This window comes from Allorhizobium sp. NPDC080224 (assembly GCF_050281005.1).
Lineage (GTDB): Bacteria > Pseudomonadota > Alphaproteobacteria > Rhizobiales > Rhizobiaceae > Allorhizobium.
Map to the genome: position 1 here is coordinate 1813230 of NZ_JBNNWJ010000001.1, position 23356 is coordinate 1836585.

General features: G+C 61.6%; 24 protein-coding genes. 16 read left to right on the forward strand and 8 right to left on the reverse strand.

Going from position 1 to position 23356, the window contains the following annotated elements:
* Positions 1-89: 89 nt before the first annotated feature.
* From ACQKP1_RS09085 to ACQKP1_RS09120, 8 genes are all read left to right on the forward strand, one after another.
* Positions 90-1217, forward strand: a complete 1128-nt coding sequence (locus ACQKP1_RS09085; protein ID WP_427274995.1) for an ABC transporter ATP-binding protein — start codon at positions 90-92, stop codon at positions 1215-1217.
* A gap of 12 nt (positions 1218-1229) precedes the next feature.
* Entirely contained in the window at positions 1230-1445 is a 216-nt protein-coding gene (locus ACQKP1_RS09090) for a twin-arginine translocase TatA/TatE family subunit (protein WP_006728579.1), read from the forward strand.
* 113 nt (positions 1446-1558) lie between these two features.
* Positions 1559-2302, forward strand: a complete 744-nt coding sequence (gene tatB, locus ACQKP1_RS09095) for a Sec-independent protein translocase protein TatB (RefSeq protein WP_203015611.1) — start codon at positions 1559-1561, stop codon at positions 2300-2302.
* Entirely contained in the window at positions 2299-3120 is an 822-nt protein-coding gene (tatC, locus tag ACQKP1_RS09100) for a twin-arginine translocase subunit TatC (RefSeq protein ID WP_006728577.1), read from the forward strand. The genes tatB and tatC overlap by 4 nt, the downstream gene beginning before the upstream one ends.
* Positions 3121-3225: 105 nt before the next feature.
* Positions 3226-4509, forward strand: a complete 1284-nt coding sequence (gene serS / locus ACQKP1_RS09105; protein ID WP_427274996.1) for a serine--tRNA ligase — start codon at positions 3226-3228, stop codon at positions 4507-4509.
* Positions 4510-4531: 22 nt separating this feature from the next.
* The gene (surE, locus tag ACQKP1_RS09110) at positions 4532-5302 is read left to right on the forward strand and encodes a 5'/3'-nucleotidase SurE (RefSeq protein ID WP_427274997.1); all 771 of its coding nucleotides are present in this window, start codon (positions 4532-4534) and stop codon (positions 5300-5302) included.
* On the forward strand, positions 5299-5952 hold the full coding sequence (locus ACQKP1_RS09115; protein WP_203015614.1) for a protein-L-isoaspartate(D-aspartate) O-methyltransferase: 654 nt from the start codon (positions 5299-5301) through the stop codon (positions 5950-5952). The genes surE and ACQKP1_RS09115 overlap by 4 nt, the downstream gene beginning before the upstream one ends.
* A gap of 181 nt (positions 5953-6133) precedes the next feature.
* A complete protein-coding gene (locus tag ACQKP1_RS09120; RefSeq protein WP_427274998.1) occupies positions 6134-7663 on the forward strand; it encodes a peptidoglycan DD-metalloendopeptidase family protein in 1530 nt (509 codons plus the stop codon).
* 73 nt (positions 7664-7736) lie between these two features.
* On the opposite strand, the gene ACQKP1_RS09125 is transcribed toward ACQKP1_RS09120, so the two are convergent.
* Positions 7737-8609, reverse strand: a complete 873-nt coding sequence (locus tag ACQKP1_RS09125) for an ATP-binding protein (protein ID WP_427274999.1) — start codon at positions 8607-8609, stop codon at positions 7737-7739.
* 205 nt (positions 8610-8814) lie between these two features.
* Here ACQKP1_RS09125 and yajC point away from each other — a divergent pair, with 205 nt between their 5' ends.
* From yajC to ACQKP1_RS09150, 5 genes are all read left to right on the forward strand, one after another.
* Complete coding sequence (yajC, locus tag ACQKP1_RS09130; protein WP_203015620.1) at positions 8815-9159, forward strand: preprotein translocase subunit YajC; 345 nt, start codon at positions 8815-8817, stop codon at positions 9157-9159.
* Positions 9160-9221: 62 nt separating this feature from the next.
* Entirely contained in the window at positions 9222-11774 is a 2553-nt protein-coding gene (gene secDF, locus ACQKP1_RS09135; RefSeq protein ID WP_427275000.1) for a protein translocase subunit SecDF, read from the forward strand.
* 4 nt (positions 11775-11778) lie between these two features.
* Positions 11779-12177 (forward strand): Mth938-like domain-containing protein, encoded by a 399-nt coding sequence (locus ACQKP1_RS09140; protein ID WP_427275001.1) that lies wholly within the window; start codon positions 11779-11781, stop codon positions 12175-12177.
* 20 nt (positions 12178-12197) lie between these two features.
* Positions 12198-13052: a phytoene/squalene synthase family protein gene (locus ACQKP1_RS09145; RefSeq protein WP_427275002.1), complete on the forward strand. Its 855-nt coding sequence runs from the start codon at positions 12198-12200 to the stop codon at positions 13050-13052.
* A 97-nt stretch (positions 13053-13149) separates the two neighbouring features.
* Positions 13150-13599, forward strand: coding sequence for a hypothetical protein (locus ACQKP1_RS09150; RefSeq protein WP_427275003.1), 450 nt, complete (start codon positions 13150-13152; stop codon positions 13597-13599).
* 15 nt (positions 13600-13614) lie between these two features.
* Here the strand turns inward: ACQKP1_RS09150 and trmFO are convergent, their stop codons facing one another.
* The 3 genes from trmFO to tyrS all read right to left on the reverse strand — a co-directional run bounded on the left by trmFO (position 13615) and on the right by tyrS (position 16826).
* Positions 13615-15024 carry a methylenetetrahydrofolate--tRNA-(uracil(54)-C(5))-methyltransferase (FADH(2)-oxidizing) TrmFO gene (gene trmFO / locus ACQKP1_RS09155; protein WP_427275004.1) on the reverse strand — a complete coding sequence of 470 codons (1410 nt, stop codon included), beginning with the start codon at positions 15022-15024 and terminating at the stop codon, positions 13615-13617.
* A 142-nt stretch (positions 15025-15166) separates the two neighbouring features.
* Positions 15167-15310, reverse strand: a complete 144-nt coding sequence (locus tag ACQKP1_RS09160) for a DUF1127 domain-containing protein (RefSeq protein WP_006728564.1) — start codon at positions 15308-15310, stop codon at positions 15167-15169.
* Positions 15311-15569: 259 nt separating this feature from the next.
* Positions 15570-16826: a tyrosine--tRNA ligase gene (tyrS, locus tag ACQKP1_RS09165; RefSeq protein WP_203015628.1), complete on the reverse strand. Its 1257-nt coding sequence runs from the start codon at positions 16824-16826 to the stop codon at positions 15570-15572.
* A 137-nt stretch (positions 16827-16963) separates the two neighbouring features.
* Here tyrS and ACQKP1_RS09170 point away from each other — a divergent pair, with 137 nt between their 5' ends.
* On the forward strand, positions 16964-18100 hold the full coding sequence (locus tag ACQKP1_RS09170; RefSeq protein ID WP_427275005.1) for an anhydro-N-acetylmuramic acid kinase: 1137 nt from the start codon (positions 16964-16966) through the stop codon (positions 18098-18100).
* 3 nt (positions 18101-18103) lie between these two features.
* On the opposite strand, the gene ACQKP1_RS09175 is transcribed toward ACQKP1_RS09170, so the two are convergent.
* Genes ACQKP1_RS09175 through ACQKP1_RS09190 form a run of 4 tightly spaced genes read right to left on the reverse strand, consistent with a single transcriptional unit; the run spans position 18104 to position 20314 of the window.
* Entirely contained in the window at positions 18104-18958 is an 855-nt protein-coding gene (locus ACQKP1_RS09175) for a patatin-like phospholipase family protein (RefSeq protein WP_427275006.1), read from the reverse strand.
* Between the two features lie 46 nt (positions 18959-19004).
* Complete coding sequence (locus tag ACQKP1_RS09180; RefSeq protein WP_203015634.1) at positions 19005-19214, reverse strand: hypothetical protein; 210 nt, start codon at positions 19212-19214, stop codon at positions 19005-19007.
* Positions 19195-19623: a putative toxin-antitoxin system toxin component, PIN family gene (locus ACQKP1_RS09185; protein WP_427275007.1), complete on the reverse strand. Its 429-nt coding sequence runs from the start codon at positions 19621-19623 to the stop codon at positions 19195-19197. The genes ACQKP1_RS09180 and ACQKP1_RS09185 overlap by 20 nt, the downstream gene beginning before the upstream one ends.
* Before the next feature lie 13 nt (positions 19624-19636).
* Positions 19637-20314, reverse strand: coding sequence for an alpha/beta hydrolase (locus ACQKP1_RS09190; protein WP_427275008.1), 678 nt, complete (start codon positions 20312-20314; stop codon positions 19637-19639).
* A 205-nt stretch (positions 20315-20519) separates the two neighbouring features.
* Here ACQKP1_RS09190 and ACQKP1_RS09195 point away from each other — a divergent pair, with 205 nt between their 5' ends.
* Together ACQKP1_RS09195 and sufB are read left to right on the forward strand one after the other, a co-directional pair.
* Positions 20520-21686: a cysteine desulfurase family protein gene (locus tag ACQKP1_RS09195; protein ID WP_427275009.1), complete on the forward strand. Its 1167-nt coding sequence runs from the start codon at positions 20520-20522 to the stop codon at positions 21684-21686.
* Between the two features lie 139 nt (positions 21687-21825).
* Positions 21826-23295 (forward strand): Fe-S cluster assembly protein SufB, encoded by a 1470-nt coding sequence (gene sufB / locus ACQKP1_RS09200; RefSeq protein WP_427275010.1) that lies wholly within the window; start codon positions 21826-21828, stop codon positions 23293-23295.
* Positions 23296-23356 lie beyond the last annotated feature (61 nt).

Here is a 23356-nt window from a genome sequence, read left to right on the forward strand (position 1 = left end):
GTCAGCTTTTTCAACGGTGACCGGTGATGCCGGGTCGTGCGGTTTTAAAGAAACCGCGCCGATCCGGGATGAGCCGCGCGGACGGCAGAATGAACCCAGCGAAGATCCAGCATGGAGACGGCCAGCGCACGGCGGGCGTGACCTTTGCCGCGCGCCTGACCTTCGAGGACATTCACCACCGTTACCACGGCAAGGAGACGATCCGTGGCGTCTCGTTGACGGCCGAACCCGGCGAAGTGCTTTGCCTCCTCGGTCCCTCCGGATCGGGCAAGACGACACTGCTGAGGATCGCAGCCGGCATCGAGGCGCAGGCCGCGGGCCGCGTCCTGATCAACGACCGCGAAGTGGCCGGGCCGCAGACCTTCCTGCCGCCAGAGAAGCGCGGGATCGGCCTGATGTTTCAGGACTTCGCGCTCTTTCCCCATATGTGCGTGCTCGACAATGTCCGTTTCGGACTGACCGCCTTGCCGCGCAAAGAGGCTGTGGCCGAAGCCATGGCCGCACTGGAGCGCGTCGGCCTCGCGCATTATGCCGAGAAGTTCCCGCATGCCCTGTCGGGCGGCGAGCAGCAGCGCGTGGCACTTGCGAGAGCGCTCGCTCCCCGGCCGAGCGTGCTTTTGATGGACGAGCCGTTTTCCGGCCTCGATTCGCGGCTGAAAGACACCGTGCGGGCAGATACGCTTGCAATTCTTCGTGAGACCCGCGCGACTGCCGTCGTCGTCACCCATGACGCCGAAGAAGCGATGCGCATGGCAGACAGGATTGCGTTGCTGAAGAATGGCCGGCTCGTTCAGGTCGGCACTTCGGACGATCTCTATCGTCGGCCCAACGACATTTTCGCGGCTGCCTTCTTCTCGGAGATCAACGAGTTTTCCGGGAAAGTGCGTGGCGGTCGCGTCGACACGCCCTTGGGAGCAGCCGATTCCGGAGACATCGCCGAAGGCGCTGACGTCGAAGTTGCCGTGAGGTTGTCGGGTCTGTCCGTGCGCGACAGTGGCGGTGCCATTCCGGCCCGTATCATCGCGCGCCGCTTCCTCGGCGTCGTTGAACTGCTCGATCTCGCAGTCCCTGGCACCGAGCGGCCGGTTCGCGCGCGGATCCGGGCCGACATCTTGTCGCCTGGTGTGCGCGACGTGACGATTGCGGTTGAGCCCAAAGACATTTTGGTGTTTGAAAAGACACCGGAAAGCCCCTACATCGGGGAAACAAAAATCTAAGGAGTGGCAGGCATGGGTTCGTTTAGCATTTGGCACTGGATCATCGTTCTGGCGATCGTCCTGCTTCTCTTCGGTCGCGGCAAGATCCCGGAACTGATGGGTGACGTGGCCAAGGGCATTAAGAGCTTCAAGAAGGGCATGAGCGACGAGGACGAGAACCAGACGGCCTCGAACGCACAGCCGACCACCACGAAGACGGTCGACCACAAGGCCGACGAGGTAAAGTGATCGGTTAAAGCCGGTCGGACGGGCAGTTTTTCGACTGCCCGTTCTTCGTTGAAATGTTGGAAGACCGGCGCCCGGATTGAGGCGCCATTGCGTGGCATCAGGAGCCCGTTTGCATGCTGGATATTGGCTGGACCGAGCTTTTGGTGGTCGCCGTCATCCTGATCGTCGTGGTGGGGCCGAAGGATCTGCCGCCGATGATCAGGGCCTTTGGCAAGATGACCAAGCGCTTGCGTCAGACGGCGGGCGAATTCCGCGCCCAGTTTGACGAAGCCTTGCGTGAGGCCGAGCTCGATGATCTGAAGAATTCGGTCAACGACATCCGCTCGCTCAACCCTGCGAACACGATCCGCGAGACGCTCAATCCGCTGCGCCAGATGGGGCAGGAGATCAAGTCGGACCTGGAGCGTTCCACGCGCCTCGACACCAAGTCGGCTCCTCTGGATGATGGCTACGAGGACAATTCGATCCTCCCCGATGTGCCGCTCGGCCTTGGAGAACCACCCCAGGAACTGAGGCCCGTGACGCCGCCGCCGGCCGTTGCGACCCCAACCACCCCGTCCACGCCCGCGCCGGTTGCGACAACGGCACCCGCGACATCCGCCCCGGCCGCAGCGCCGGTCGTTGCGAAAAAAACGGCGGTCCGCAAGTCGGCGGCGGGCAAGACCGCATCTGCGGCCAAAACTGCCGTGCCGGCCAAACCTGCAGGCAAAACGGCGAAGCCAGCAGCACCCGCTGCCAAGGCGCCGGCCAAACTGTCTGCAGCTAAGGCCGAGGTCGCCAAGCCTGTCGCCGCGGAGAAGGCGGCTGCCAAGCCGGCGCTCCGGGCACGCAAGACCAAGAGTGAGGACCGCGCATGAGCGGCGATATCGACGACAAGCCCCAGCCGCTGATCGAGCATCTGATCGAGTTGCGTTCCCGACTGATCTGGGCGCTAGGCTCCTTTTTCGTCGCCTTCATCGTCTGCTTCTACTTCGCCAAACCACTCTTCAACATGCTGGTGGTACCGTACAAGTGGGCGGTGGCCTGGGCCGGCATGGACCTGAGCAAGGCCGAGCTGATCTACACGGCGCCGCAGGAATTCTTCTTCACCCAGGTGAAGGTTGCCGCCTTTGGCGCCATGGTCATCGCCTTTCCCGTGATCGCCTCGCAGATCTACAAGTTCGTGGCGCCCGGGCTCTACAAAAACGAGCGTGCCGCTTTCCTGCCGTTCCTGGTTGCGTCGCCGCTGCTCTTCCTGCTCGGCGCCTCGCTCGTCTATTTCTTCTTCACGCCCATGGTCATGTGGTTCTTCCTCGCCATGCAGCAGGCGCCGGGTGAGGGCGATGTGGCGATCTCTCTGCTGCCGAAGGTTTCGGAATATCTGAGCCTGATCATGACGCTGGTCTTTTCCTTTGGCCTGGTGTTCCAGCTGCCGGTCATCACGACGCTTCTGGCACGGGTCGGAATTCTCGAAAGCCAGTGGCTGGCCGACAAGCGCAAGTACTTCATCGTCGTTGCCTTTGTCGTCGCAGCCGTGCTGACACCGCCGGATCCGCTCTCCCAGATCGGTCTTGCGCTGCCGACGATCCTTCTCTACGAGGTGGCTATCTATGCAGCGCGACTCGTGGAGAAGAGCCGTGCCAAGTCGGACCAAGAGGCCGCACTTGCCAAGGCGTCTTCGCCAGACGAGGCCTGATCGGCCGACAGCGTCGGCAGCTGCAACATAACCCATTGAGACATGGGGCCGGACCTGGCCGCCGGCCAATCCGTTCCCGGTCGAAGCTCAAGACCTGGAACGACGATGCTCGATATCAAGTGGATCCGTGAAAACCCCGAGGCCCTCGATGCCGCACTCGCCAAGCGCGGTGCAGAGCCGCTGTCCGCCTCGCTGATCGCGCTCGATCAGAAGCGTCGTGCCGTCGCCCAGGCGATGCAGGACATGCAGTCGCGCCGCAACTCAGCGTCCAAGGAAATCGGCGCCGCCATGGCGCAGAAGGACATGGAGCTCGCCGAGAAGCTGAAGGCCGAAGTTGCCTCGCTGAAGGACACGCTGCCGGCTGCCGAAGAAGAAGAGCGTCAGCTGACGGCGGAACTGACCGATGCCCTGTCGCGCATCCCGAACATCCCGCATGACGACGTGCCCGTCGGCAGGGACGAGACCGACAATGTCGTCGCCCGTGTCGTTGGCGAGAAGCCGACTTGGAATCACAAGCCCTTCGAGCACTTCGAAATCGGCGAAAACCTCGGTTACATGGATTTCGAGCGCGCAGCCAAGCTATCTGGCGCCCGTTTCACCGTGCTCACCAGCCAGCTTGCCCGCCTTGAACGCGCCCTTGGCCAGTTCATGCTGGATCTGCACACGTCGGAGCATGGTTACACGGAAGTCTCGTCGCCGTTGATGGTGCGTGACGATGCCATGTATGGCACGGGCCAGCTGCCGAAGTTTGCCGAGGACCTGTTCAAGACCACGGATGGCCGCTGGTTGATCCCGACGGCCGAGGTGACGCTGACCAACCTCGTCGCCGGCGAAATCCTCGACCAGGAAAAGCTGCCGCTGCGCTTTACCGCGCTGACCCCGTCCTTCCGGTCGGAAGCAGGCTCGGCCGGTCGCGACACCCGCGGCATGCTGCGCCAGCACCAGTTCTGGAAGTGCGAGCTCGTCTCGATTACCGATGCTGAAAGCTCGATGGAAGAGCACGAGCGCATGACGGCCTGCGCGGAAGAGGTGCTGAAGCGCCTCGGCCTGCATTTCCGCACCATGACGCTTTGCACCGGTGACATGGGCTTCGGCGCCCGCAAGACCTACGACCTCGAGGTCTGGCTGCCGGGCCAGAACACCTATCGCGAAATATCGTCCTGCTCGGTCTGTGGCGATTTCCAGGGCCGTCGCATGAATGCCCGCTACCGCAACAAGGACGGCAAGGGCACGACCTTCGTGCACACGCTGAACGGCTCGGGCACGGCCGTCGGCCGCTGCCTGATCGCGGTCATGGAGAACTATCTGAACGAGGACGGTTCGATCACCGTGCCGGACGTGCTGCTGCCCTATATGGGCGGCATCAAGAAAATCGAGAAGGCGGCCTGATCACGCCGCAACCGGAGTGGCCATGCGCATCCTGCTGACGAATGACGACGGTATCCACGCCCCGGGCCTTGCCTCTCTTGAGCGCATTGCCCGAAGCCTTTCCGACGACGTCTGGGTCGTCGCGCCCGAGACCGACCAGAGCGGGCTCGCGCACTCGCTAACGCTGTCAGAACCCTTGCGTCTGCGGGAACTCGGAGACCAGAAATTTGCCCTGCGGGGCACGCCGACCGATTGCGTCATCATGGCGATCCGCAAGGTGCTCGACCGCAAGCCCGATCTCGTGCTGTCCGGCGTCAATGCCGGCGCCAACATGGCCGATGATGTCACCTATTCGGGCACGGTTGCTGGCGCGATCGAAGGGACGGTGCACGGTGTCAGGTCCTTCGCGCTGAGCCAGGCCTACAGCTATGAGACTGGCACCCCGATCCCGTGGCATGTCGCCGAGACGCTTGCGCCCGATCTGATCCGGAAACTGTCGAAGGTCGATCTGCCGCCTGGCACCTTCCTCAATCTGAATTTCCCGAATTGCGAGCCCGGCGAAGTGCAGGGCATTGACGTGACCTCCCAAGGCAAACTGGACTTCGGCCTCTCGGTGGAAGAGCGCCAGGATGGTCGCGGCCTTCCCTATTTCTGGCTGCGCTTCGGCGACCGCAAGGGCAACTTCCGAGCCGGAACCGACATTCATGCGCTGCGCGAGAAGAAGATTTCCGTGACGCCGCTGAAGCTCGACATGACCGACTATGCGGTACAGGATAGGGTTGCGGCAGTACTGGTCGATGGGGATGCGGTGTGAGATCGGCTCTGGTCGAGCGCGAGGGCTTTGCGGCTCTGGTCCTGCGGCTGAGGGCTGAAGGCATCACCGATATCGATCTGCTGACGGCCGTCGAGCAGACGCATCGCTCAAGCTTCGTTCCGCCCGAATTTGCCCAGAACGCCTATTCCAGCCGCTCCATCCCGATCGAATGCGGGCAGTTCATGGAGGGGGCTGATCTCGCCGTTCGGCTGCTTTCCATGCTGCAGGTGAAGCCAGGACATCGCGTGCTTGAGATCGGCACCGGCAGTGGTTTCGCGACCGCCGTTCTCGGGCGGCTCGCCGAGCGAGTGATCTCGATCGAGCGATACAAGACCCTGATTGCGAGCGCTCAGCGTCGATTGGAGCAGCTTGCGATTCGCAACGTCATACTGCGTCAGGTAGACGGCTCGAACGGGTTGCCGGGCGAGGGGACCTTCGACCGGATCATCTGTACGGCGGCCTATCCCGTGATGCCCCGGTTCTTTGCTGAACAACTTGTATCCGGCGGCATGCTGCTCGCGCCGATCATGCTGGATGAGGAGCGCTGCGTCATGGTCCGTCTGACCAAGACCGGAAGCCGGTTCGAACGGGAGGATCTGTTCGAGGTTCCCTTCCTGCCGCTGCAGCCGAAGATTGCCCAGCACCTCTGAACTGATATTTTTTTGGAACTCTTGAAAACCCTTTGGACGCAGGCGCAAGGACGCCCGCCTTTGCATAATTTATATGCGCTTCGCCGAATTCGTTCATAACGAATCCACGGGGTTAACTGACCGGTAATACTAACGCGCTTTAATGAACCTACATCAAGTTGTGTCATATGTGGGTCGAGTCATGCGTAAAAGTGTATCGCCGAAAGCTGGATTGCCTGTCGCTCGTTTGTGCGGCGCGCTCCTCCTGGCGGGTACGGCAGCCGGGTGTAGTTCAGACGCCTCGCGCTTCAGCTCGGTCTTCTCCACCGACAGTCTGACCACGGCGTCCATCCCTCGTCAGCAGCGCAATCAGCCGCCGATCCCCACCGAGAATATCGGTGGTGGCGGAATGTATGGTCAGTCTCAGGCCATGGCGCAGCCGATGCCGGCAAGCCCCGCATACGAGGCGCCGGCCTCTGCCCGGGCGGCAAGCACTCCGGCCTCCGTACAGCGTGCCGAACTGGCAGCGCCGTCTGGCTCTGGCAACAATTCCGATCGTTCCGCTGCCATGGCGCAGCCTTTCCCGTCTGCGCCTCCGCCTCAGGCCGGCCAGGTTGCGGCCGTCAATCCAGGTCAGGTACTGGTCGAGCCGACCTCGACCGGCTCGACGCCCCGTCAGGGCGGTTGGTCGACGGCGGGTGCTGCCCGCGTGACCTTGCGGCCCGGCGAGACCATCGCGACGCTCGCTGATCGCTACGGCGTGCCGCAGAAGGAAATTCTGAAAGCCAATGGTCTGACTCATGTCAGCGACGCGGCTCCAGGCCAGCTCGTGATTATCCCGACCTTCGGCGGTCCGAATGCGGCCCGCGCTGCGGCTGACGCTTCCGGCCTGCCCACCGATGGCCGCAAGCCTGTGCTGCCGGGCGACCAGCAGCAGAACGTTGCTGTTCTGCCGAATGCCCCGAATTCCCGCGAGAAGCAGCAGGTATCGGCATCAGCCGCCACCGGCAAGTCGGATGCAGGCGCCGGTGCCGGTGCAGGCTCCTACATCGTGAAGCCGGGCGATTCCTTGGCGCGAATTGCGAAGGCCAATGGCATTTCGGTCGATGACCTGAAGAAGGCAAACAATCTGGCCAGCGGCAACATCCGCATCGGACAGCCGCTTGTGGTCCCGGCAAAGAGCAGTGCGGCTCCCGCAGTTGCCCAGGCTCCGGCAGCACCCGCCGCCGACCCGGTCAAGACGGCCTCCGTGCCGGCTGCAGGTCAGCCCGCCGAATATCAGGCCCCGGCCGCCAACAAGTCGGTGACGGAAGTCGCTGCTGCCAAGCCGGAAACGGCTGCTCCTGAAATGACCGGCATCGGCAAGTATCGCTGGCCGGCCCGTGGTGCCGTGATCGCCAATTTCGGCGCCAATATCGATGGCAAGCGCAGCGATGGTATCGCGATTTCCGTGCCGCAGGGCACGCCGATCAAGGCTGCCGAGAATGGTGTTGTCATCTATGCAGGCAACGGCCTGAAGGAACTCGGCAACACGGTTCTCGTCCGTCACGACGATGGCAAGGTCACCGTCTATGGCCATGCCGACAGCCTGTCGGTGCAGCGTGGCCAGAAGGTCCAGCGCGGCCAGACGATCGCGACCTCAGGCATGACCGGCAACGTCAAGCGTCCGATGCTGCACTTCGAAGTCCGCAAGGATGCAGCCCCGGTCAACCCGATCACCTACCTGGAATAGTGTGTTGCGTACCAGGTGGTGAAAAAGCCCGGAGCTCGCGCTCCGGGCTTTTCTGTGTCCAGTGGTGCCTGTTTCAGCGGCGGTCGGTGGAGATCCGCAGACGTCCGGCGAGATCCTGGATGTATTGCCAGGCGACACGGCCCGAGCGGCCGCCTCGGGTGGTAGCCCATTCCAGGGCCTCGCGATGCAACTGCTCGCGGGGAAGCGGCAGCGAAAAATGCGCGGCATAGCCGTCGATCATCGTCAGGTAGTCGTCCTGACTGCATTTGTGGAAGCCGAGCCAGAGGCCGAAACGGTCCGACAGGGACACCTTCTCCTCAACGGCTTCCGACGGGTTGATCGCCGTCGATTGCTCGTTTTCCATCATGTGGCGTGGCAGCAGATGCCGCCGATTGGATGTCGCATAGAAGAGCACATTGTCCGGCCGGCCCTCGACGCCGCCGTCCAGGGCCGCCTTCAGTGACTTGTAAGCGGTGTCGTCATGGTCGAAGGACAGGTCGTCGCAGAAGACGACGATCCGGTGCGGCGCATCCTTGATGATCTCGAGCAGGCCCGGAAGCGTCGCGATATCCTCGCGGTGCACTTCGACGAGCTTCAGCTCGAGGCCATTCGTCTTGATGATGTCGGCATGGACGGCCTTGACCAGCGACGACTTGCCCATGCCGCGCGCGCCCCAGAGCAATACATTGTTGGCGGGAAAGCCTTCGGCGAAGCGCAATGTGTTTTCGTGCAGGATGTCGCGCACATGATCGACGCCGCGGATCAGGTCCAGTTCCACGCGGTTCGGGCGCTTGATTGGCTGTAAATGGAGCCGTGCCGGAGCCCAGACGAAACAGTCTGCGGCCTCCCAGTCGTTGACGGCGGGCGCCGGCCCTGCCAGCCGTTCAACGGCCTCGGTGAGACGCTTCACTTCCGCCAGAAGTGCGCTCGCGGTCAGGTCGTCCATCGTTCTACTCCTCCTCGTCCGGTCAGGCTGTAGAAGCCTCAGCTCGGGCGGTATCACGCAGAATTGCGGGCATAAAGGGTAGGGCGCCTGAAAATGGTACGCTTCAGCGCTGTTTCTGTTGCATTCATGGGCTCTCTCACTATATTCCGGCGACCTGACGAGGGGGCCGAGGGGCTCTCCAATACGCTTTAATAGGGAGTCTTTCATGTTTATCACCGAGGCCTTTGCCCAGGACGCAGCCGCTCCGAGCGCTATGGGATCCGGACTGGAAATGCTGCTGCTCTTCGCACCGCTGATGGTGGTCTGGTATTTCTTCCTGATCCGTCCGCAGCGGACGCAGATGAAGAAGCGTGAAGAGACCCTGTCCGCCATTCGTCGTGGCGACCAGGTGATCATGGGTGGCGGCATCGTCGCCAAGGTCACCAAGGTGATCGACGACAAGGAACTCGAACTGGAAATCGCCGACGGCGTGAAGGTTCGTGCGATGCGCCAGTATGTGGCGGAAGTCCGCGTCAAGGGCGAGCCGGTCAAGACCGAAACCGCCGCCTGATCCCGCTGGGCCGGCCTCGTGCCGGCCTTTGCCATTTTCCGATGCCCTGATTCGAGAGTTCCATGCTTTACATCTCCCGCTGGAAGACATTGTTCATCTGGTTGACCGTTGCGCTCGGCGTCTTTGTCGCCCTGCCGAATGCCTTCACGGACGAGGAACTGGAAGCATTTCCCTCGTGGTTCCCCACAAGCAAGGTGACGCTGGGCCTCGACCTTCAGGGCGGCTCGCATATCATGCTGAGGCTCGAGCGCCAGGACATCGTCAAGGAACGCCTGGAGACGATCGTCGGTGACGTCCGGACCCAGCTTCGCGAAGCCGGCATCCGCTACACGGGCCTTTCCGGCGTGGGCCAGCAGATCCAGGTGCGCATCACCGACGCGGACAAGGTGCCGGAAGCGATCGAGGCGCTGCGCTCGCTGACCGATCCCGTCAGCGTTGGCGGCCTGACCGGCGGCTCCGTGACGGAGGTTGCTCTCGAGCAGGCCGAAGGCGGCCTGCTGCGCCTGACGCTGACCAATGATGGCATCGACTACCGTGTGTCTTCTGCCCTGACGCAGTCGATGGAAGTCGTTCGCCGCCGTGTCGACGAGCTCGGAACGACCGAACCGCTCATTCAGCGCCAGGGTGATGACCGTATCATCGTCCAGGTGCCGGGTTTGACCGATCCGCAGCGTCTGAAGGCGCTTCTGAACCAGACGGCCAAACTGTCCTTCCACATGGTCGACACGTCGATGCCGGTGATGGAGGCGATCAACACACGTCCGCCGGCACAATCGGAGGTCCTGTATTCGGCTGACGATCCGGCCGTTCCCTACCTCATCGAGCGTCGTGCGCTGATTTCGGGTGAAAACCTCGTTGATGCCCAGGCAGCATTTGATCAGCGCACAAATGAGCCGGTGGTCAGCTTCCGCTTCGACAGCCGCGGTGCCCAGCGTTTTGCCCAGGCGACGCAGGAAAATGTCGGCAATCCCTTTGCCATCGTCCTCGACCAGCAGGTCATTTCCGCGCCTGTCATCCGCGAGCCAATCCTCGGCGGCTCCGGACAGATCTCCGGCAGTTTCTCGGTCGAAGGCGCAAACGATCTCGCCGTTCTGCTGCGCGCCGGTGCGCTTCCTGCCACGCTGACCGTTGTCGAGGAACGCACCGTTGGCCCCGGCCTCGGCCAGGACTCGATCAATGCCGGCGTGACCGCCAGCATCATCGGCGGTATCGCGGTCGTCGTCTTCATGCTCGCCTTCTACGGCACCTTCGGCGTGATGGCGAACATCGCGCTCGCGGCCAACATCGCCATGATCCTCGCGGCGCTGTCGCTGATCGGGTCGACGCTGACCTTGCCGGGTATTGCCGGTATCGTGCTGACCATGGGTATGGCGGTCGACTCGAACGTTCTGATCTACGAGCGCATCAGAGAGGAAGCCCGAAATGGCCGACCACTGGTGCAAGCGATCGAAGTCGGCTTCAAGAAGGCCTTTGCGACCATTGTCGACGCCAACCTGACGACCTTGATTGCGGCAGTCGTCCTCTTCTTCCTCGGGTCCGGTCCAGTTCGTGGCTTCGCCGTCACGCTGTCGATCGGTATCGTGACGACCGTCTTTACTGCCTTCACCCTGACCTTCTGGTTGATGGCGTTCTGGTACCGCTGGAAGCGCCCGAAACAGATTCCGAAGAGCGTACGCACCGGTTTCTTCGACAACCGCAACATTCGCTTCATGGCGGCCCGGAAGTTCAACTTCGGACTGGCCATGCTCATCTCGGTAGCCTCGCTGGTCGGGTTTGCGACTGTTGGCATGAACCTCGGGATTGACTTCAAGGGCGGCTCCATCATCGAAGTGCAGGCACGTGACGGAACCGCTGATCTCTCCGATATACGCGAGCGTCTGAGCCAGTTGAACCTCGGCGAAGTACAAGCCCAGGGCTTCGGGGACGATGCGAGCGCGCTGATCCGTCTGCAGGCGCAGGATGGCGGTGAGAATGCCGAACAGTCGGCTCTGACCAAGGTGCGTGGTGAACTGGAAGCCGAATACGACTTCCGCCGTGTCGAAGTGGTTGGACCGTCCGTCTCGAGCGATCTGACCTATTCCGCGACTGTCGGCGTTGCCGCCGCCCTGTTCGGTATCCTGATCTATATCTGGTTCCGCTTCGAGTGGCAGTTCGCGCTAGGCGCAATCATCGCGACACTGCATGACGTCGTCTTCACGCTCGGCCTGTTCGTCCTAACCGGCATCGAATTCAACCTGACCAGTATCGCGGCCATCCTGACGATTATCGGTTACTCACTGAACGACACGGTCGTCGTCTATGACCGCATGCGAGAAAACCTCAGGCGCTACAAGAAGATGCCGCTTGAGGTCCTGATCGACGAATCGATCAACCAGACGCTTTCGCGTACGGTGCTGACGGCCGGCAGTACGATCCTTGCCCTTGGTGCACTCTATCTGTTCGGTGGCGAAGTCATTGCCTCCTTCACCTTCGCCATGCTGGCAGGCGTTCTGATCGGTACATTCTCGTCGATCTACATCGCCGGTCCGGTGCTGATCGCCTTCAAGCTGCGTCCGGAATCGTTCCAGCAGGACGATAGCGAAGGCGAGAAGATGCCGGCCAAGGCCGGAGCCTGACCCGATGGTCTTTGGCTTCGGAGACAAGGGCGTCACCATCCGTGACGCCCATTTCCCGGGGCGGCCCGGTATAGACAGCTACGGCAATGGCGGCTTCCGATTCGCCGACATGTCGCATCGTGGGTCACTTCTCCTGCTTCCCTCAGGGGTCTATGGCTGGGAGCAGACCGAGGAGGAGCCGATATCCCAAGCCTCGCTTGCGCGTGTGTTCTCCGAGGCCGGCATCGAATTCCTGCTTTTGGGCACCGGTCGGCAGTTGCGTCTGGTCGATCCTGATTTGCGATCCGCGCTGAAGGCGAAAGGCATTGCCACCGATCCCATGGGAACCGGTGCTGCGGTGCGTACGTATAACATCATGCTGGCCGAGCAACGCCCGGTCGCAGCCGCCTTGATTGCGGTCTGATCATCGTCGAAAGGTGCATCGTGAGCGATATCCCGTCAGCCAATGAGGCGCTTTGCCTGCGGGCACTGCAGGAGACGGATCGCGACCGCTACTTGGCAAGCCTCCTGACGCCGACCGATCGTCGTGCCGCGATCGTTGCGCTCTATGCCTATAACGCCGAGCTCGCCCGGGTGCGCGATCTCGTGCGCGAACCCTTGCCGGGCGAGGTGCGGCTGCAATACTGGCGGGACCTGCTGGAAGGTGCCGCCCATGGCGAGACGGCCGGAAATCCTGTCGCTGCAGAGCTTCTTCGCGCCGTGCAGACGTGGCGCCTGCCGGTGGCGCCGCTTGTCGCCATGGCCGACGCGCGCATCTTCGACCTCTACGACGATCCGATGGAAACGACGGCGATGTTCGAAGGCTATGCCGGCGAGACGGCGGCGGCGCTCATTCAACTTTCATCTCTGGTCCTCGATGCAGAGGCAGCCGAGGCTGCCTCAGAGATCGCAGGGCATGCGGGTGTGGCACTGGCGGTTGCCGGTGCGATCCTGCTGATGCCGATCCATAGGGCTCGAGGACAGGTTTACCTCCCCACACAGATCCTTGCTTCCGTCGGGCTCGACCGGGACGCATTTCTGGCCGGGGGCAACGACGAGCGGATGACCGCAGCCATCCAGGCCTTTGCCGGTTTTGGTCTCGATCACCTGCGCAAGGCGCGAGCCGCCGGGGCAATACCGAAGAGCCTGCTTGCCGCCTTCCTGCCTGCGACGCTGGCAGAATCGGTATTCAAGCGGGCGATGAAGATCGGCCATGCCTCTCTCTCGACTGATATTCGCCCGCCGCAATGGCGACGGCAGATGGCGATGATGCGTCTGCTGCTGACGGGTCGGCTCTGACACAGCGGCCACGTCCCGGCTACACCACGTTCACGCAAGGCTCGCCTGTTAGCAGCCATTGCGATAGTGTGTGCGGGGAAGGAGGCGAGATCAAATCATGGTGACCTGGGGTATCGTCTTTGCGCTCGTCCTGGCGCTGGCCTATTTCTCCTTGCGTATGATGCGCCAGGAGGATGAGGGATTTCAGGATGCTGGCCTCGCTATCCTCGAATTCGGCCGCGCCTTTCCGCAAGAGGCGATCCGCAGCCTGCACGCCACGGTCGACGGCAAGGCGGTTTTCGTCCGTCTTCATGACAACAAGGCAGGCTTCATGCGCAGCATGCGCAACCATTTCGCCTGCCATCTGATCGAGCCAGGCACCGTGCGTGTAAACCCCTTGCCGAACGGCAAGGGAATTGCCGTCGAGTTTCTCGACGCATCCTTCCACAATGGCGAGTTCACCTTCGCCAATCCGGCAATCGCGGCAGAGGTGTCCCTCTGGCTGCTTGGAAACTACGTTGGCCATGCCGACCGGGAACAGGACACCGCCTCCAGCACGACAGGCTGAGGCCTGACGTCGCCGTCAGGCAGCACCCAGCCAGGTCTTGCAGTGTTCGAGTGCCCGTGCGGCGATCAGCTGTCGCTTCATGATCGTCTTGTCCTTGCCGCGGAAGCGCTTGACGCCCTCAGGCTTGATGATCGAACCGGGCTCAAGCTCGGGAAACAATCCGAAATTGATGTTCATCGGCTGGAACGAGCGCTTGCCCGGCTCCTCGTCGGAGACGATGTGTCCGCCGGTGATGTGATTGAGCAGCGAACCGAGGGCTGTCGTCGCCGGCGGAGTGCTTGGTGTCTCGCCCTTGCGCTGCGCTGCTGCGAAACGGCCGGCGAGCAGGCCGATCGAGGCGCTTTCCACATACCCCTCGCAGCCTGTGATCTGGCCGGCAAAGCGCAGGCCCGGACGGGCCTTCAGCTGCAAGCTCTGGTCGAGCAGGGTCGGGGAGTGGATATAGGTGTTGCGGTGCAGGCCGCCGAGGCGGGCGAATTCGGCATTCTCCAGGCCCGGGATCATCCGGAAGATCTCGGCCTGGGCTCCGTAGCGCAGTTTCGTCTGAAAACCGACCATGTTGTAGAGCGTGCCCAGCGCATTATCCTGGCGTAGCTGCACGACCGCATAGGGCTTGACGGTCGGATTGTGGGCATTGGTGAGGCCCATCGGCTTCATCGGCCCGTGGCGCAGCGTCTCGCGTCCTCGTTCGGCCATCACCTCGATGGGCAGGCAGCCGTCGAAATAGGGCGTGCCTTCCCATTCCTTGAAGCCGACGGCGTCACCCGCGACGAGTGCATCGATAAAGGCGTTGTACTGCGCTTCGTCGAGCGGGCAGTTGATGTAGTCCTTGCCCGTGCCGCCCGGCCCGACCTTGTCGTAGCGCGACTGATACCAGCAGATGTCCATATTGATGCTGTCGGTATGCACGATCGGCGCGATGGCATCGAAGAAGGCGAGCGCATCCTTGCCCGTCCGTTCGCGGATGGCTTCGGCTAGCGCTGGCGAGGTGAGGGGGCCTGTCGCGATGATCGCAAGATCCCAATCCTCCGGCGGCAGGCCCGTCACTTCCTCACGGACGACTGTGATCAGCGGATGCCGTTGGATCTCGGCCGTGACGGCTTCCGAAAAGCCATCACGATCAACCGCCAGCGCACCTCCGGCAGGCACCTGATGCCTGTCGGCGCAGGCCATGATCAACGAGCCGGCAAGCCGCATCTCGGCATGGATGACGCCGACGGCGTTCGACGTTGCGTCATCGGAGCGAAAGGAGTTGGAGCAGACCAGCTCGGCAAGGCCGTCGGTCTTGTGCGCATCCGTGCCGCGCACGCCGCGCATCTCGTGCAGGATGACCGGAACGCCGGATTGCGCGACCTGCCAGGCAGCTTCCGAGCCTGCAAGACCGCCGCCGATGATATGAATGGGGGAGAAGGTGCTGTTCGTCATGGGCGGCTCCATATCACGGCTGGCGGCGCGAGGTCCATCATGTCTGGAGCCATGCAGCGGGCCGGGCGTTCAATTTGATGAAGCCGGAATCAAAAACGGCACCATGCGGTGCCGTTTGACAGGCTGCTTTGCGCAGGTCCGATTAACGGAAAGAGCGCGAAGCGATGTTGCGGATCTCGTAGCGGGTGATGCCGATGTCGTTGAGGGTCTGCGAAGACAGGTTGCCCAGTTCGTTCATCGTGCGGCGGTAGCTGATCCAGTTCTTTGCAATGCGGATCGGGTTCATGGTCGTTTCCTCGTCGAATGTTCGCTGATCCTGCGGTCTTTCCCGCATCGGCGACTGACGTTCTTATACGCCCGTAAAACAATATTGTGCAGTGCAAATAATGTGCGACTGCTATGCATTTGTGCATGAGGTTGCCGTGATATGCGGCAGGGCGGGTAGGCTGGTGAAAAATGCGCCATAGGTTAACGGCTGTTGATCAATGCAGAAAAGCCCGCAATCGCGGGCTTTTCGGGTGTCGTCAGTGTAAGTCTTTAGACGGTCAGACAGGCTTGATGAGAATGTGCTTCTTCTTGCCCAGCGAAAGCTTGATGACGCCATCCGCTGTGACCTCTGCAGTTCCCACAGACATGCGCTCGTCGGAGACGCCGGCATCGTTGATCTTGACCGCACCACCCTGGACATGACGACGGGCTTCACCGTTCGAGGCAGCAAGGCCCGCCTTGACGATCAGTCCGAGCAAGCCGATCCCGGCTTCGAGTTCAGCAGACGCGACTTCTACAGTCGGCAGCGTATCGGCAAGCGCCCCTTCCTCGAAGGTCTTGCGGGCCGTCTCTGCAGCCTGCTCAGCGGCTTCCCGGCCATGCAGCAGCGTCGTCACTTCGGTGGCGAGGATCTTCTTGGCTTCGTTGATCTCCGAACCACCAAGCGCTGCCAGACGTGCGATTTCGTCCATCGGCAGGATGGTGAAGAGCTTGAGGAAGCGCACGACATCGGCATCCTCGGTGTTGCGCCAGTACTGCCAGAAGTCATAGACCGGCAGCAGGTCGGCATTGAGCCAGACGGCACCCGAGGCCGACTTGCCCATCTTGGCGCCGGAGGAGGTGGTGAGCAGCGGTGCCGTCAGCGCATAGAGCTGCGGTGTGCCCATGCGGTGGCCGAGATCGATGCCGTTGATGATGTTGCCCCATTGGTCGGAGCCGCCCATCTGCAGCCGGCAGCCGTAGCGCTGGTTCAGCTCGACGTAGTCGTATGCCTGGAGGATCATGTAGTTGAATTCCAGGAAGGACAAGGACTGTTCGCGGTCAAGCCGCGTCTTGACGCTGTCGAAGGAGAGCATGCGGTTGACCGAGAAATGCCGACCGACATCGCGCAGGAATTCGAGGTAGTTGAGGCCGCGTAGCCACTCGGCATTATTGACCATCAGGGCGCCGCCCTTCGGGCCCTTGTCATAGTCGAGGTAATGCGAGAAGCAGCGCTTGATCGAGGCGATATTCTCTTCGATCGTCTCGATGGTCATCAACTTGCGGGCTTCCTCCTTGAAGGAGGGGTCGCCGACCATGCCGGTACCGCCGCCCATCAGCGAGATCGGCTGGTGGCCAGTGGTTTGGAACCAGCGCAGCATCATGATCTGCATGAGGTGGCCGACATGCAAGCTGGATGCCGTCGGATCATAGCCGATATAGGCCGTCACGCTTTCCTTGGCGAGCAGATCGTCGAGCCCCGTTTCATCGGACATCTGATGAATGAAGCCGCGCTCGGAGAGGATGCGGAGGAAATCGGACTTGAACTTCGTCATGACGCTGTTGCTTTCGGTTCTCTGGTCTTTCGGTGATGATCTTGGAAATCCGCGCGGGCTTTAGCATTGTTTTTTGAATTGTGCACCCGTCTCGGTCATGAATGTCCGGCGTGAACGGCAGCCGAATCGGGTGGCAAATGGCGGAAATCAGGACGGCGATCGGGTTGATGAGCGGCACGTCGATGGACGGCATCGATGTGGCGCTGTTGCGCACCGATGGCGAGGCGGTGGTCGAGCGTGGTGGCTTCCTGTCTGTTCCCTACGAGCCGGCCTTCCGCGACCGGCTGAAGCAGGCGCTGGAAGATGCCAAGACGATCAGGCAACGCCACGAGCGGCCAGGCGACCTCTCCCGTATGGAGAAAGACCTGACGTTACGCCATGGCGAAGCTGTGAGCCTTTTCTTGCAGCAGCATAACCTGACGCCCGGGGATGTCGACCTCATCGGTTTTCATGGTCAGACCGTTCTGCATCGGCCCGACGAAGCGCTGACCGTGCAGATTGGCGACGGTCAGCTCCTGGCAAGCGAAACCGGCATAAATGTCGTCTACGACCTGCGCGCCAATGATATGGCCCATGGCGGGCAGGGCGCGCCGCTGGTGCCGGTCTATCACCAAGCACTGGCGCAGCAGATGCCGGGGGATCAATGGCCGGTCTGCTTCGTCAATATCGGCGGCATTTCGAACCTCACCTTCCTCGACCGCGACGGCATAATCATCGGCTTCGACAGCGGACCGGGCAACACGCTGATCGATCAATGGGTCGAGGCCCATGCCGGCATCCCCTATGACGACGGCGGCCGCATCGCGTCGGAAGGTTCGGTCATTATGGCGCTCGCCGAGCGCTATCTGGACAATCCGTTTTTCACGGCTAGCAAGCGCCGGTCGCTGGACCGCAACGATTTTCGCCCGCCTGAGGGCCACGAGGCGGAGCTGTCCGATGGTGCGCGGACGCTGGCTTACATCTCGGCTGCGGCCGTCTTGAAGTCGGCCGGGCATCTGCCGGCTTTCCCGAAGACCTTCGTCATCTGTGGCGGGGGACGGCTGAACCGCACAATCATGGCCGATCTTGTGCGATTGGCCGCGGAGAGAGGAGCGGAGGTCATGAGCGCAGAACAGGCCGGCTTCGATGGCGACGCGATGGAAGCTGAGGCCTGGGCCTATCTGGCTGTACGATCGGCAAGCGGGCTGCCGCTTACCTTTCCGGGGACGACGGGTGTCGGTCAGCCGGTAAGTGGCGGAGTGCTCGTGGCGGCGTCCCGACAGCCGAGCAGCTGACTTTCACTTGACGGGGTCTGCAGCCGGTCCCTTTTGAGCAAAGGCGAGCCCATCCCGCAAACCCACTTCATAGGCATGGCGGATGCCGGCTGCGTCGCCGACCGAGAACTTGTTGACCGGGATGTCCTCGCTCGGGCCGACGACGATGCGATTGGCGACCGCCGGCGGCGTGCGGCCAAAGCGAGTGGAGAGCAGCAGCGTCTTCCAGCCCTTCGCTTCGACCTCGCTCAGCTTCATCAGCGGCGGATTGTCGACGAGCCCGCCATCGAGATAGGCGCGGCCGCGGACCCGTCCGACCGGCATGAAGGGTGGGACCGAGGAGGTCGCCATCAGTGCATCGACCAGCTCACCGGGATAGTCGACATTGTGTGTGGAGAACCAGGTCGGACGCAATTTCATGCGAAGCCCTGCCTTCGAATGGGTGCCATCGGTCAACAGCTTTTCGATTTGGTAGGCGCCGATCGAGCCCAGCGCCCCGAGCGTGCCCGGCATCCAGTCCGGAACGCCTGAGAGCTGGATCAGCATCGGCGGCGCAGCCTTCAAGGTGGCGAGTTCTGCCTCGCCGAATTCGCTGGCGAGCAATTGTCGAAACAGAGCACCGACGACCAGCGGCGATTGCCGCCGCCTCAGCGCCCGCCAGTCGATGCCACGATGCCCCTTTTCGGCGAATGCGAAGGCGGATTCGCGCACCCGATCGCCGACACCGGCAAGAAACATCGCGCCGTGATAGGCCCCGGCAGAAACGGACACATAGAAGCGCGGATTGAGCGGATGATGCTCGCTGAAGGCCTTCAAGAAGCCGCTCTGCCAGTAGCAACGGTTTCCGCCACCTGCGAGGCCGACGGCGTCAAATGTCATGGGTGAGGTCATTCAAAGCATCACAGTCTGTAATCGAACACGACGGTCAGTCGCGACGAAGCAAGGCGAGGGCTTCCGCCTCTCTTCCCCTGCCGCGGGCGGCCATCTCCTCGAACAAGCGGTAAGCTTCGTGTTGCTCCACCATTTCCGCTGCCATTTCTGATACCAGGCGTTCAGGAGAGACACCCTTTTCCGCCGCGATCAGATCCACCTTTTCGTGAACCTCTGAACTCAGCTCAACGGTTAAAGCGTTCATATTCAAGCCTCCGAACGGTCGCTGCTGGTGTCTCGATCTTGATATGCGGAAACCTGAGCTCCGCCTTTTCGAAATCTCGGATGTTCGACGTAACGAGTATATGCGCGTTGGCCGAGATTGCCAATTCGATCAAGTGATTGTCGGCTTCATCGACGAGATTGGGCCGCCATTTGAAATGCGCCGTGCGCCAGTGGCAGCGAGAAACGAAAATTTCCAGCAATGCTAAACGTTCATTGGCGGACAATCGTGCCTGAACAAAAGGCTCGGTCCTGGAGAGAACGTCCCGGTACTCGAGTAGCAATGGACCGGACAGGAAAGGGACAAGGCGTCCGTCCAGGCAAGCCTCGATCACTTTCGAGGCAGGACCCTGGCCGATACAAGCGCTGACGAGAACGTTTGTATCGGCCACGATCCGGATCGTCTTACCGGATCCGCTTGGCGGCCGGTTCGGGGACCAGTTCGCCGTCGAGGCGACGGTCGAGATAGTCTTCGCATTCGCCCATCAGCGTTTCCACCTGGCCGTTGAAGAAGTGGTTGGCACCTGACACCGTCTTGTGGGTGATCAGGATACCCTTCTGCGTCTTCAGCTTGTCGACGAGGCCAAGCACATCCTTTTCAGGGGCCACCTTGTCGCTGTCGCCATTGATGATCAGACCCGATGACGGGCAGGGGGCGAGGAAGGAGAAGTCGTAGATATTCGGCTGCGGTGCGATCGACATGAAGCCTTCGATCTCAGGGCGACGCATCAGGAGCTGCATGCCGATCCAGGACCCGAAGGAATAACCGGCAACCCAGCAGCTCTTCGAATCCGGATGCAGGCTCTGCACCCAGTCGAGGGCCGACGCTGCATCCGACAACTCGCCGGCGCCATGGTCGAACTCGCCCTGGCTGCGGCCAATGCCGCGGAAGTTGAAGCGGAGCGTGGTGAAGCCGCGCTTTTGGAACATGTAGAACAGCTGGTAGACGATCTGGTTGTTCATCGTCCCGCCGAATTGCGGATGCGGATGAAGGATGATCGCGATCGGTGCGCTCTTTTCCTTGGAGGGCTGATAACGGCCTTCGAGACGGCCAGCGGGGCCGTTGAAAATCACTTCGGGCATTAGGTTCCGGTCCCTGACATTTTTGCGGTTCGTCAACACCAAATTAGAAAGCTGACTTGACGGCGTCAGTCAGCTTTTCTAGAACGAAGTTTAGAACCGTTCGAAACTGGATGGCGTCGCATCCGGGGTGAAGGTGTCATAAGGCAAGCCCGGCGGAAATTTCAAGGAAAATGCGCCGCCATGAGTATGGGAGTATGAAGCAAGGATGGCCGCTGCGCGCATCTATCTCGACTGGAACGCCACCGCACCCCTGATGGACGCGGCGCGCGATGCCATGGTCGAGGCGCTCGCAATGCCCGGCAACCCGTCTTCAGTGCATGCCGAGGGACGCGCAGCGCGTGCCTTAATCGAAAAGGCCCGCCGCGAGATCGCAAGTCTCGTTGGCGCGGAAGCCTCTCATGTGACGTTGACCGCAAGCGCGACCGAAGCCGCCAATCAGGTGCTGTCGCCCATCTATCGGATGGGCAAGTCGCGTGTTTCGCTCGGTCGGCTCTACGTTTCCGCGATCGAGCATCCGGCTGTCAGAGCCGGCGGACGCTTTGCCGCTCATCAGATCACCGAAATACCGGTGACGCGTTTGGGTGTTCTAGATCTCGATGCGCTTTCGGCACTGCTGGCCGCGCATGATCCCGCAGACGGGCTGCCTTTGGTCGCGGTCATGCTGGTCAACAATGAAACCGGCATCATTCAGCCAATCCAGGAGATCTCCGCCGTCGTAAAGAAGTTTGGTGGGCTGCTGGTGGTGGATGCCGTGCAGGCGGCAGGGCGCATTCCTCTGTCGATTTGCGAGCTCGGTGCGGACTTCCTGATCCTCTCGGCTCACAAGCTCGGCGGGCCCAAGGGTGTCGGCGCACTGGTGGCCCGGGGTGAAACATTGATGCCGGAACCGCTGGTGCGCGGGGGCGGTCAGGAAAAAGGCCATCGGGCCGGTACGGAAAATCTTGCAGCCGTCGCTGGCTTCGGGGCTGCCGCCTCGCGGATGTCGAAGGATCTGGTCGAGCGCAACGCCGCAATTGCAGCGTTACGCGACAGGGCCGAAGCCGGCATGCTGGCTGCGGCACCGGAGACTGTCATATACGGCCGGAGCGAAGCACGGGTCGGGAATACGAGTTTCTTCCATCTGCCGGGGCTGAAGGCTGAAACCGGTCAGATCGCCTTCGATCTGGAAGGTGTCGCATTGTCGGCGGGTGCGGCCTGCTCGTCCGGCAAGGTGGGCGCCAGCCACGTTTTGACCGCGATGGGCGAGGACGCCGCAACCGGAGCGCTGCGCCTGTCGATCGGCCCGACGACAACGGAAACGCACATCGATCGCTTCGTTGCGACCTTTGAGAAGATTGCCGCCCGGCGAAAACCGGCTGGCCAGGCCGCATAAGCGGCGAAAAACCGGCCCGATCCTCGTTTTTCCCTTGCCAAGAGGGTGAAATGGTGGCTCGGGAACCTTAGATATGGCGGGTCACCGCCCAACGTTAACAAGCTGTCGGAATTTGGCCCGGCAAGATTGGAGAACGACCATGGCTGCTGTGCAGGAAACGATCGATCAGGTTCGCCAGATCGATGTGGATCAGTACAAGTATGGTTTTGAAACCACCATCGAAGTCGACAAGGCCCCGAAGGGTCTGTCGGAAGATATCGTCCGCTTCATTTCGGCCAAGAAGAACGAGCCCGAATGGATGCTTGAATGGCGCCTCGACGCCTACAGGCGTTGGCTGACGATGGTCGAGCCCACCTGGGCGCGCGTCGACTATCCAAAGATCGATTTCAACGACATTTATTATTATGCCGCGCCGAAGACGGCTGCCGGCCCGAAGTCGCTCGACGAAGTCGATCCCGAACTTCTGAAGGTCTATGAAAAGCTCGGCATTCCCTTGAAAGAGCAGGAAATGCTGGCTGGCGTCCAGTCCTCGAAGATCGCCGTCGACGCCGTCTTCGATTCGGTTTCGGTCGTCACCACCTTCAAAGAAGAGCTGAAAAAGGCCGGCGTGATCTTCATGTCGATCTCGGAAGCGATCCGCGAATATCCGGATCTGGTGAAGAAGTATCTCGGCTCGGTCGTTCCGGTCACCGACAACTATTATGCGACGCTGAACTGCGCCGTCTTCACAGACGGGTCCTTCGTCTACATTCCGAAGGGCGTTCGCTGCCCAATGGAGCTCAGCACCTATTTCCGCATCAACGAGAAGAACACCGGCCAGTTCGAGCGCACGCTGATCGTCGCCGAAGAAGGCGCTTACGTGTCCTATCTTGAAGGCTGCACGGCACCCCAGCGAGACGAGAACCAGCTGCACGCAGCCGTCGTCGAACTCGTGGCGCTCGATGACGCCGAGATCAAGTATTCGACCGTCCAGAACTGGTATCCTGGTGACAAGGACGGCAAGGGCGGCATCTACAACTTCGTCACCAAGCGTGGCGATTGCCGTGGTGCGCGCTCGAAGATCTCCTGGACCCAGGTCGAAACCGGCTCGGCCATCACCTGGAAATACCCGTCCTGCATCCTGCGCGGCGATGACAGCCAGGGCGAGTTCTACTCGATCGCCGTGTCGAACGGCCATCAGCAGGTCGACAGCGGCACGAAGATGATCCATCTCGGCAAGAACACCAAGAGCCGGATCATCTCCAAGGGCATTTCGGCCGGTGTGTCGCAGAACACCTATCGCGGCCAGGTCTCGATGCACCGCAAGGCGGAAAACGCCCGCAACTTCACCAACTGCGATTCGCTTCTGATCGGTGACACCTGCGGCGCGCATACCGTGCCCTATATCGAGGTGAAGAACTCGACGGCCAAGGTGGAGCACGAGGCGACGACCTCGAAGATCTCGGAAGACCAGAAGTTCTACGCCATGCAGCGCGGCATCCCGGAAGAAGAGGCGATCGCTTTGATCGTCAACGGCTTTGTCCGCGACGTCATCCAGCAGCTCCCGATGGAATTCGCGGTCGAGGCGCAGAAGCTGATCAACATCTCGCTCGAGGGTTCGGTCGGCTAAGGTCGACCACCCGCTCAGTCATTTCTCTGCGCTTCGCGCGTTACCCATTCGTCCGAAAGGA

Excerpts from the sequence above, each read along its gene's own strand:
- ACQKP1_RS09085 (WP_427274995.1), top strand. The coding sequence starts at position 90 with ATGAACCCAGCGAAGATCCAGCATGGAGACGGCCAGCGCACGGCGGGC.
- ACQKP1_RS09090 (WP_006728579.1), top strand. The coding sequence starts at position 1,230 with ATGGGTTCGTTTAGCATTTGGCACTGGATCATCGTTCTGGCGATCGTC.
- tatB (WP_203015611.1), top strand. The coding sequence starts at position 1,559 with ATGCTGGATATTGGCTGGACCGAGCTTTTGGTGGTCGCCGTCATCCTG.
- tatC (WP_006728577.1), top strand. The coding sequence starts at position 2,299 with ATGAGCGGCGATATCGACGACAAGCCCCAGCCGCTGATCGAGCATCTG.
- serS (WP_427274996.1), top strand. The coding sequence starts at position 3,226 with ATGCTCGATATCAAGTGGATCCGTGAAAACCCCGAGGCCCTCGATGCC.
- surE (WP_427274997.1), top strand. The coding sequence starts at position 4,532 with ATGCGCATCCTGCTGACGAATGACGACGGTATCCACGCCCCGGGCCTT.
- ACQKP1_RS09120 (WP_427274998.1), top strand. The coding sequence starts at position 6,134 with ATGCGTAAAAGTGTATCGCCGAAAGCTGGATTGCCTGTCGCTCGTTTG.
- ACQKP1_RS09125 (WP_427274999.1), bottom strand. The coding sequence starts at position 8,609 with ATGGACGACCTGACCGCGAGCGCACTTCTGGCGGAAGTGAAGCGTCTC.
- yajC (WP_203015620.1), top strand. The coding sequence starts at position 8,815 with ATGTTTATCACCGAGGCCTTTGCCCAGGACGCAGCCGCTCCGAGCGCT.
- secDF (WP_427275000.1), top strand. The coding sequence starts at position 9,222 with ATGCTTTACATCTCCCGCTGGAAGACATTGTTCATCTGGTTGACCGTT.
- ACQKP1_RS09140 (WP_427275001.1), top strand. The coding sequence starts at position 11,779 with ATGGTCTTTGGCTTCGGAGACAAGGGCGTCACCATCCGTGACGCCCAT.
- ACQKP1_RS09150 (WP_427275003.1), top strand. The coding sequence starts at position 13,150 with ATGGTGACCTGGGGTATCGTCTTTGCGCTCGTCCTGGCGCTGGCCTAT.
- trmFO (WP_427275004.1), bottom strand. The coding sequence starts at position 15,024 with ATGACGAACAGCACCTTCTCCCCCATTCATATCATCGGCGGCGGTCTT.
- ACQKP1_RS09160 (WP_006728564.1), bottom strand. The coding sequence starts at position 15,310 with ATGAACCCGATCCGCATTGCAAAGAACTGGATCAGCTACCGCCGCACG.
- tyrS (WP_203015628.1), bottom strand. The coding sequence starts at position 16,826 with ATGACGAAGTTCAAGTCCGATTTCCTCCGCATCCTCTCCGAGCGCGGC.
- ACQKP1_RS09170 (WP_427275005.1), top strand. The coding sequence starts at position 16,964 with ATGGCGGAAATCAGGACGGCGATCGGGTTGATGAGCGGCACGTCGATG.
- ACQKP1_RS09175 (WP_427275006.1), bottom strand. The coding sequence starts at position 18,958 with ATGACATTTGACGCCGTCGGCCTCGCAGGTGGCGGAAACCGTTGCTAC.
- ACQKP1_RS09180 (WP_203015634.1), bottom strand. The coding sequence starts at position 19,214 with ATGAACGCTTTAACCGTTGAGCTGAGTTCAGAGGTTCACGAAAAGGTG.
- ACQKP1_RS09190 (WP_427275008.1), bottom strand. The coding sequence starts at position 20,314 with ATGCCCGAAGTGATTTTCAACGGCCCCGCTGGCCGTCTCGAAGGCCGT.
- ACQKP1_RS09195 (WP_427275009.1), top strand. The coding sequence starts at position 20,520 with ATGGCCGCTGCGCGCATCTATCTCGACTGGAACGCCACCGCACCCCTG.
- sufB (WP_427275010.1), top strand. The coding sequence starts at position 21,826 with ATGGCTGCTGTGCAGGAAACGATCGATCAGGTTCGCCAGATCGATGTG.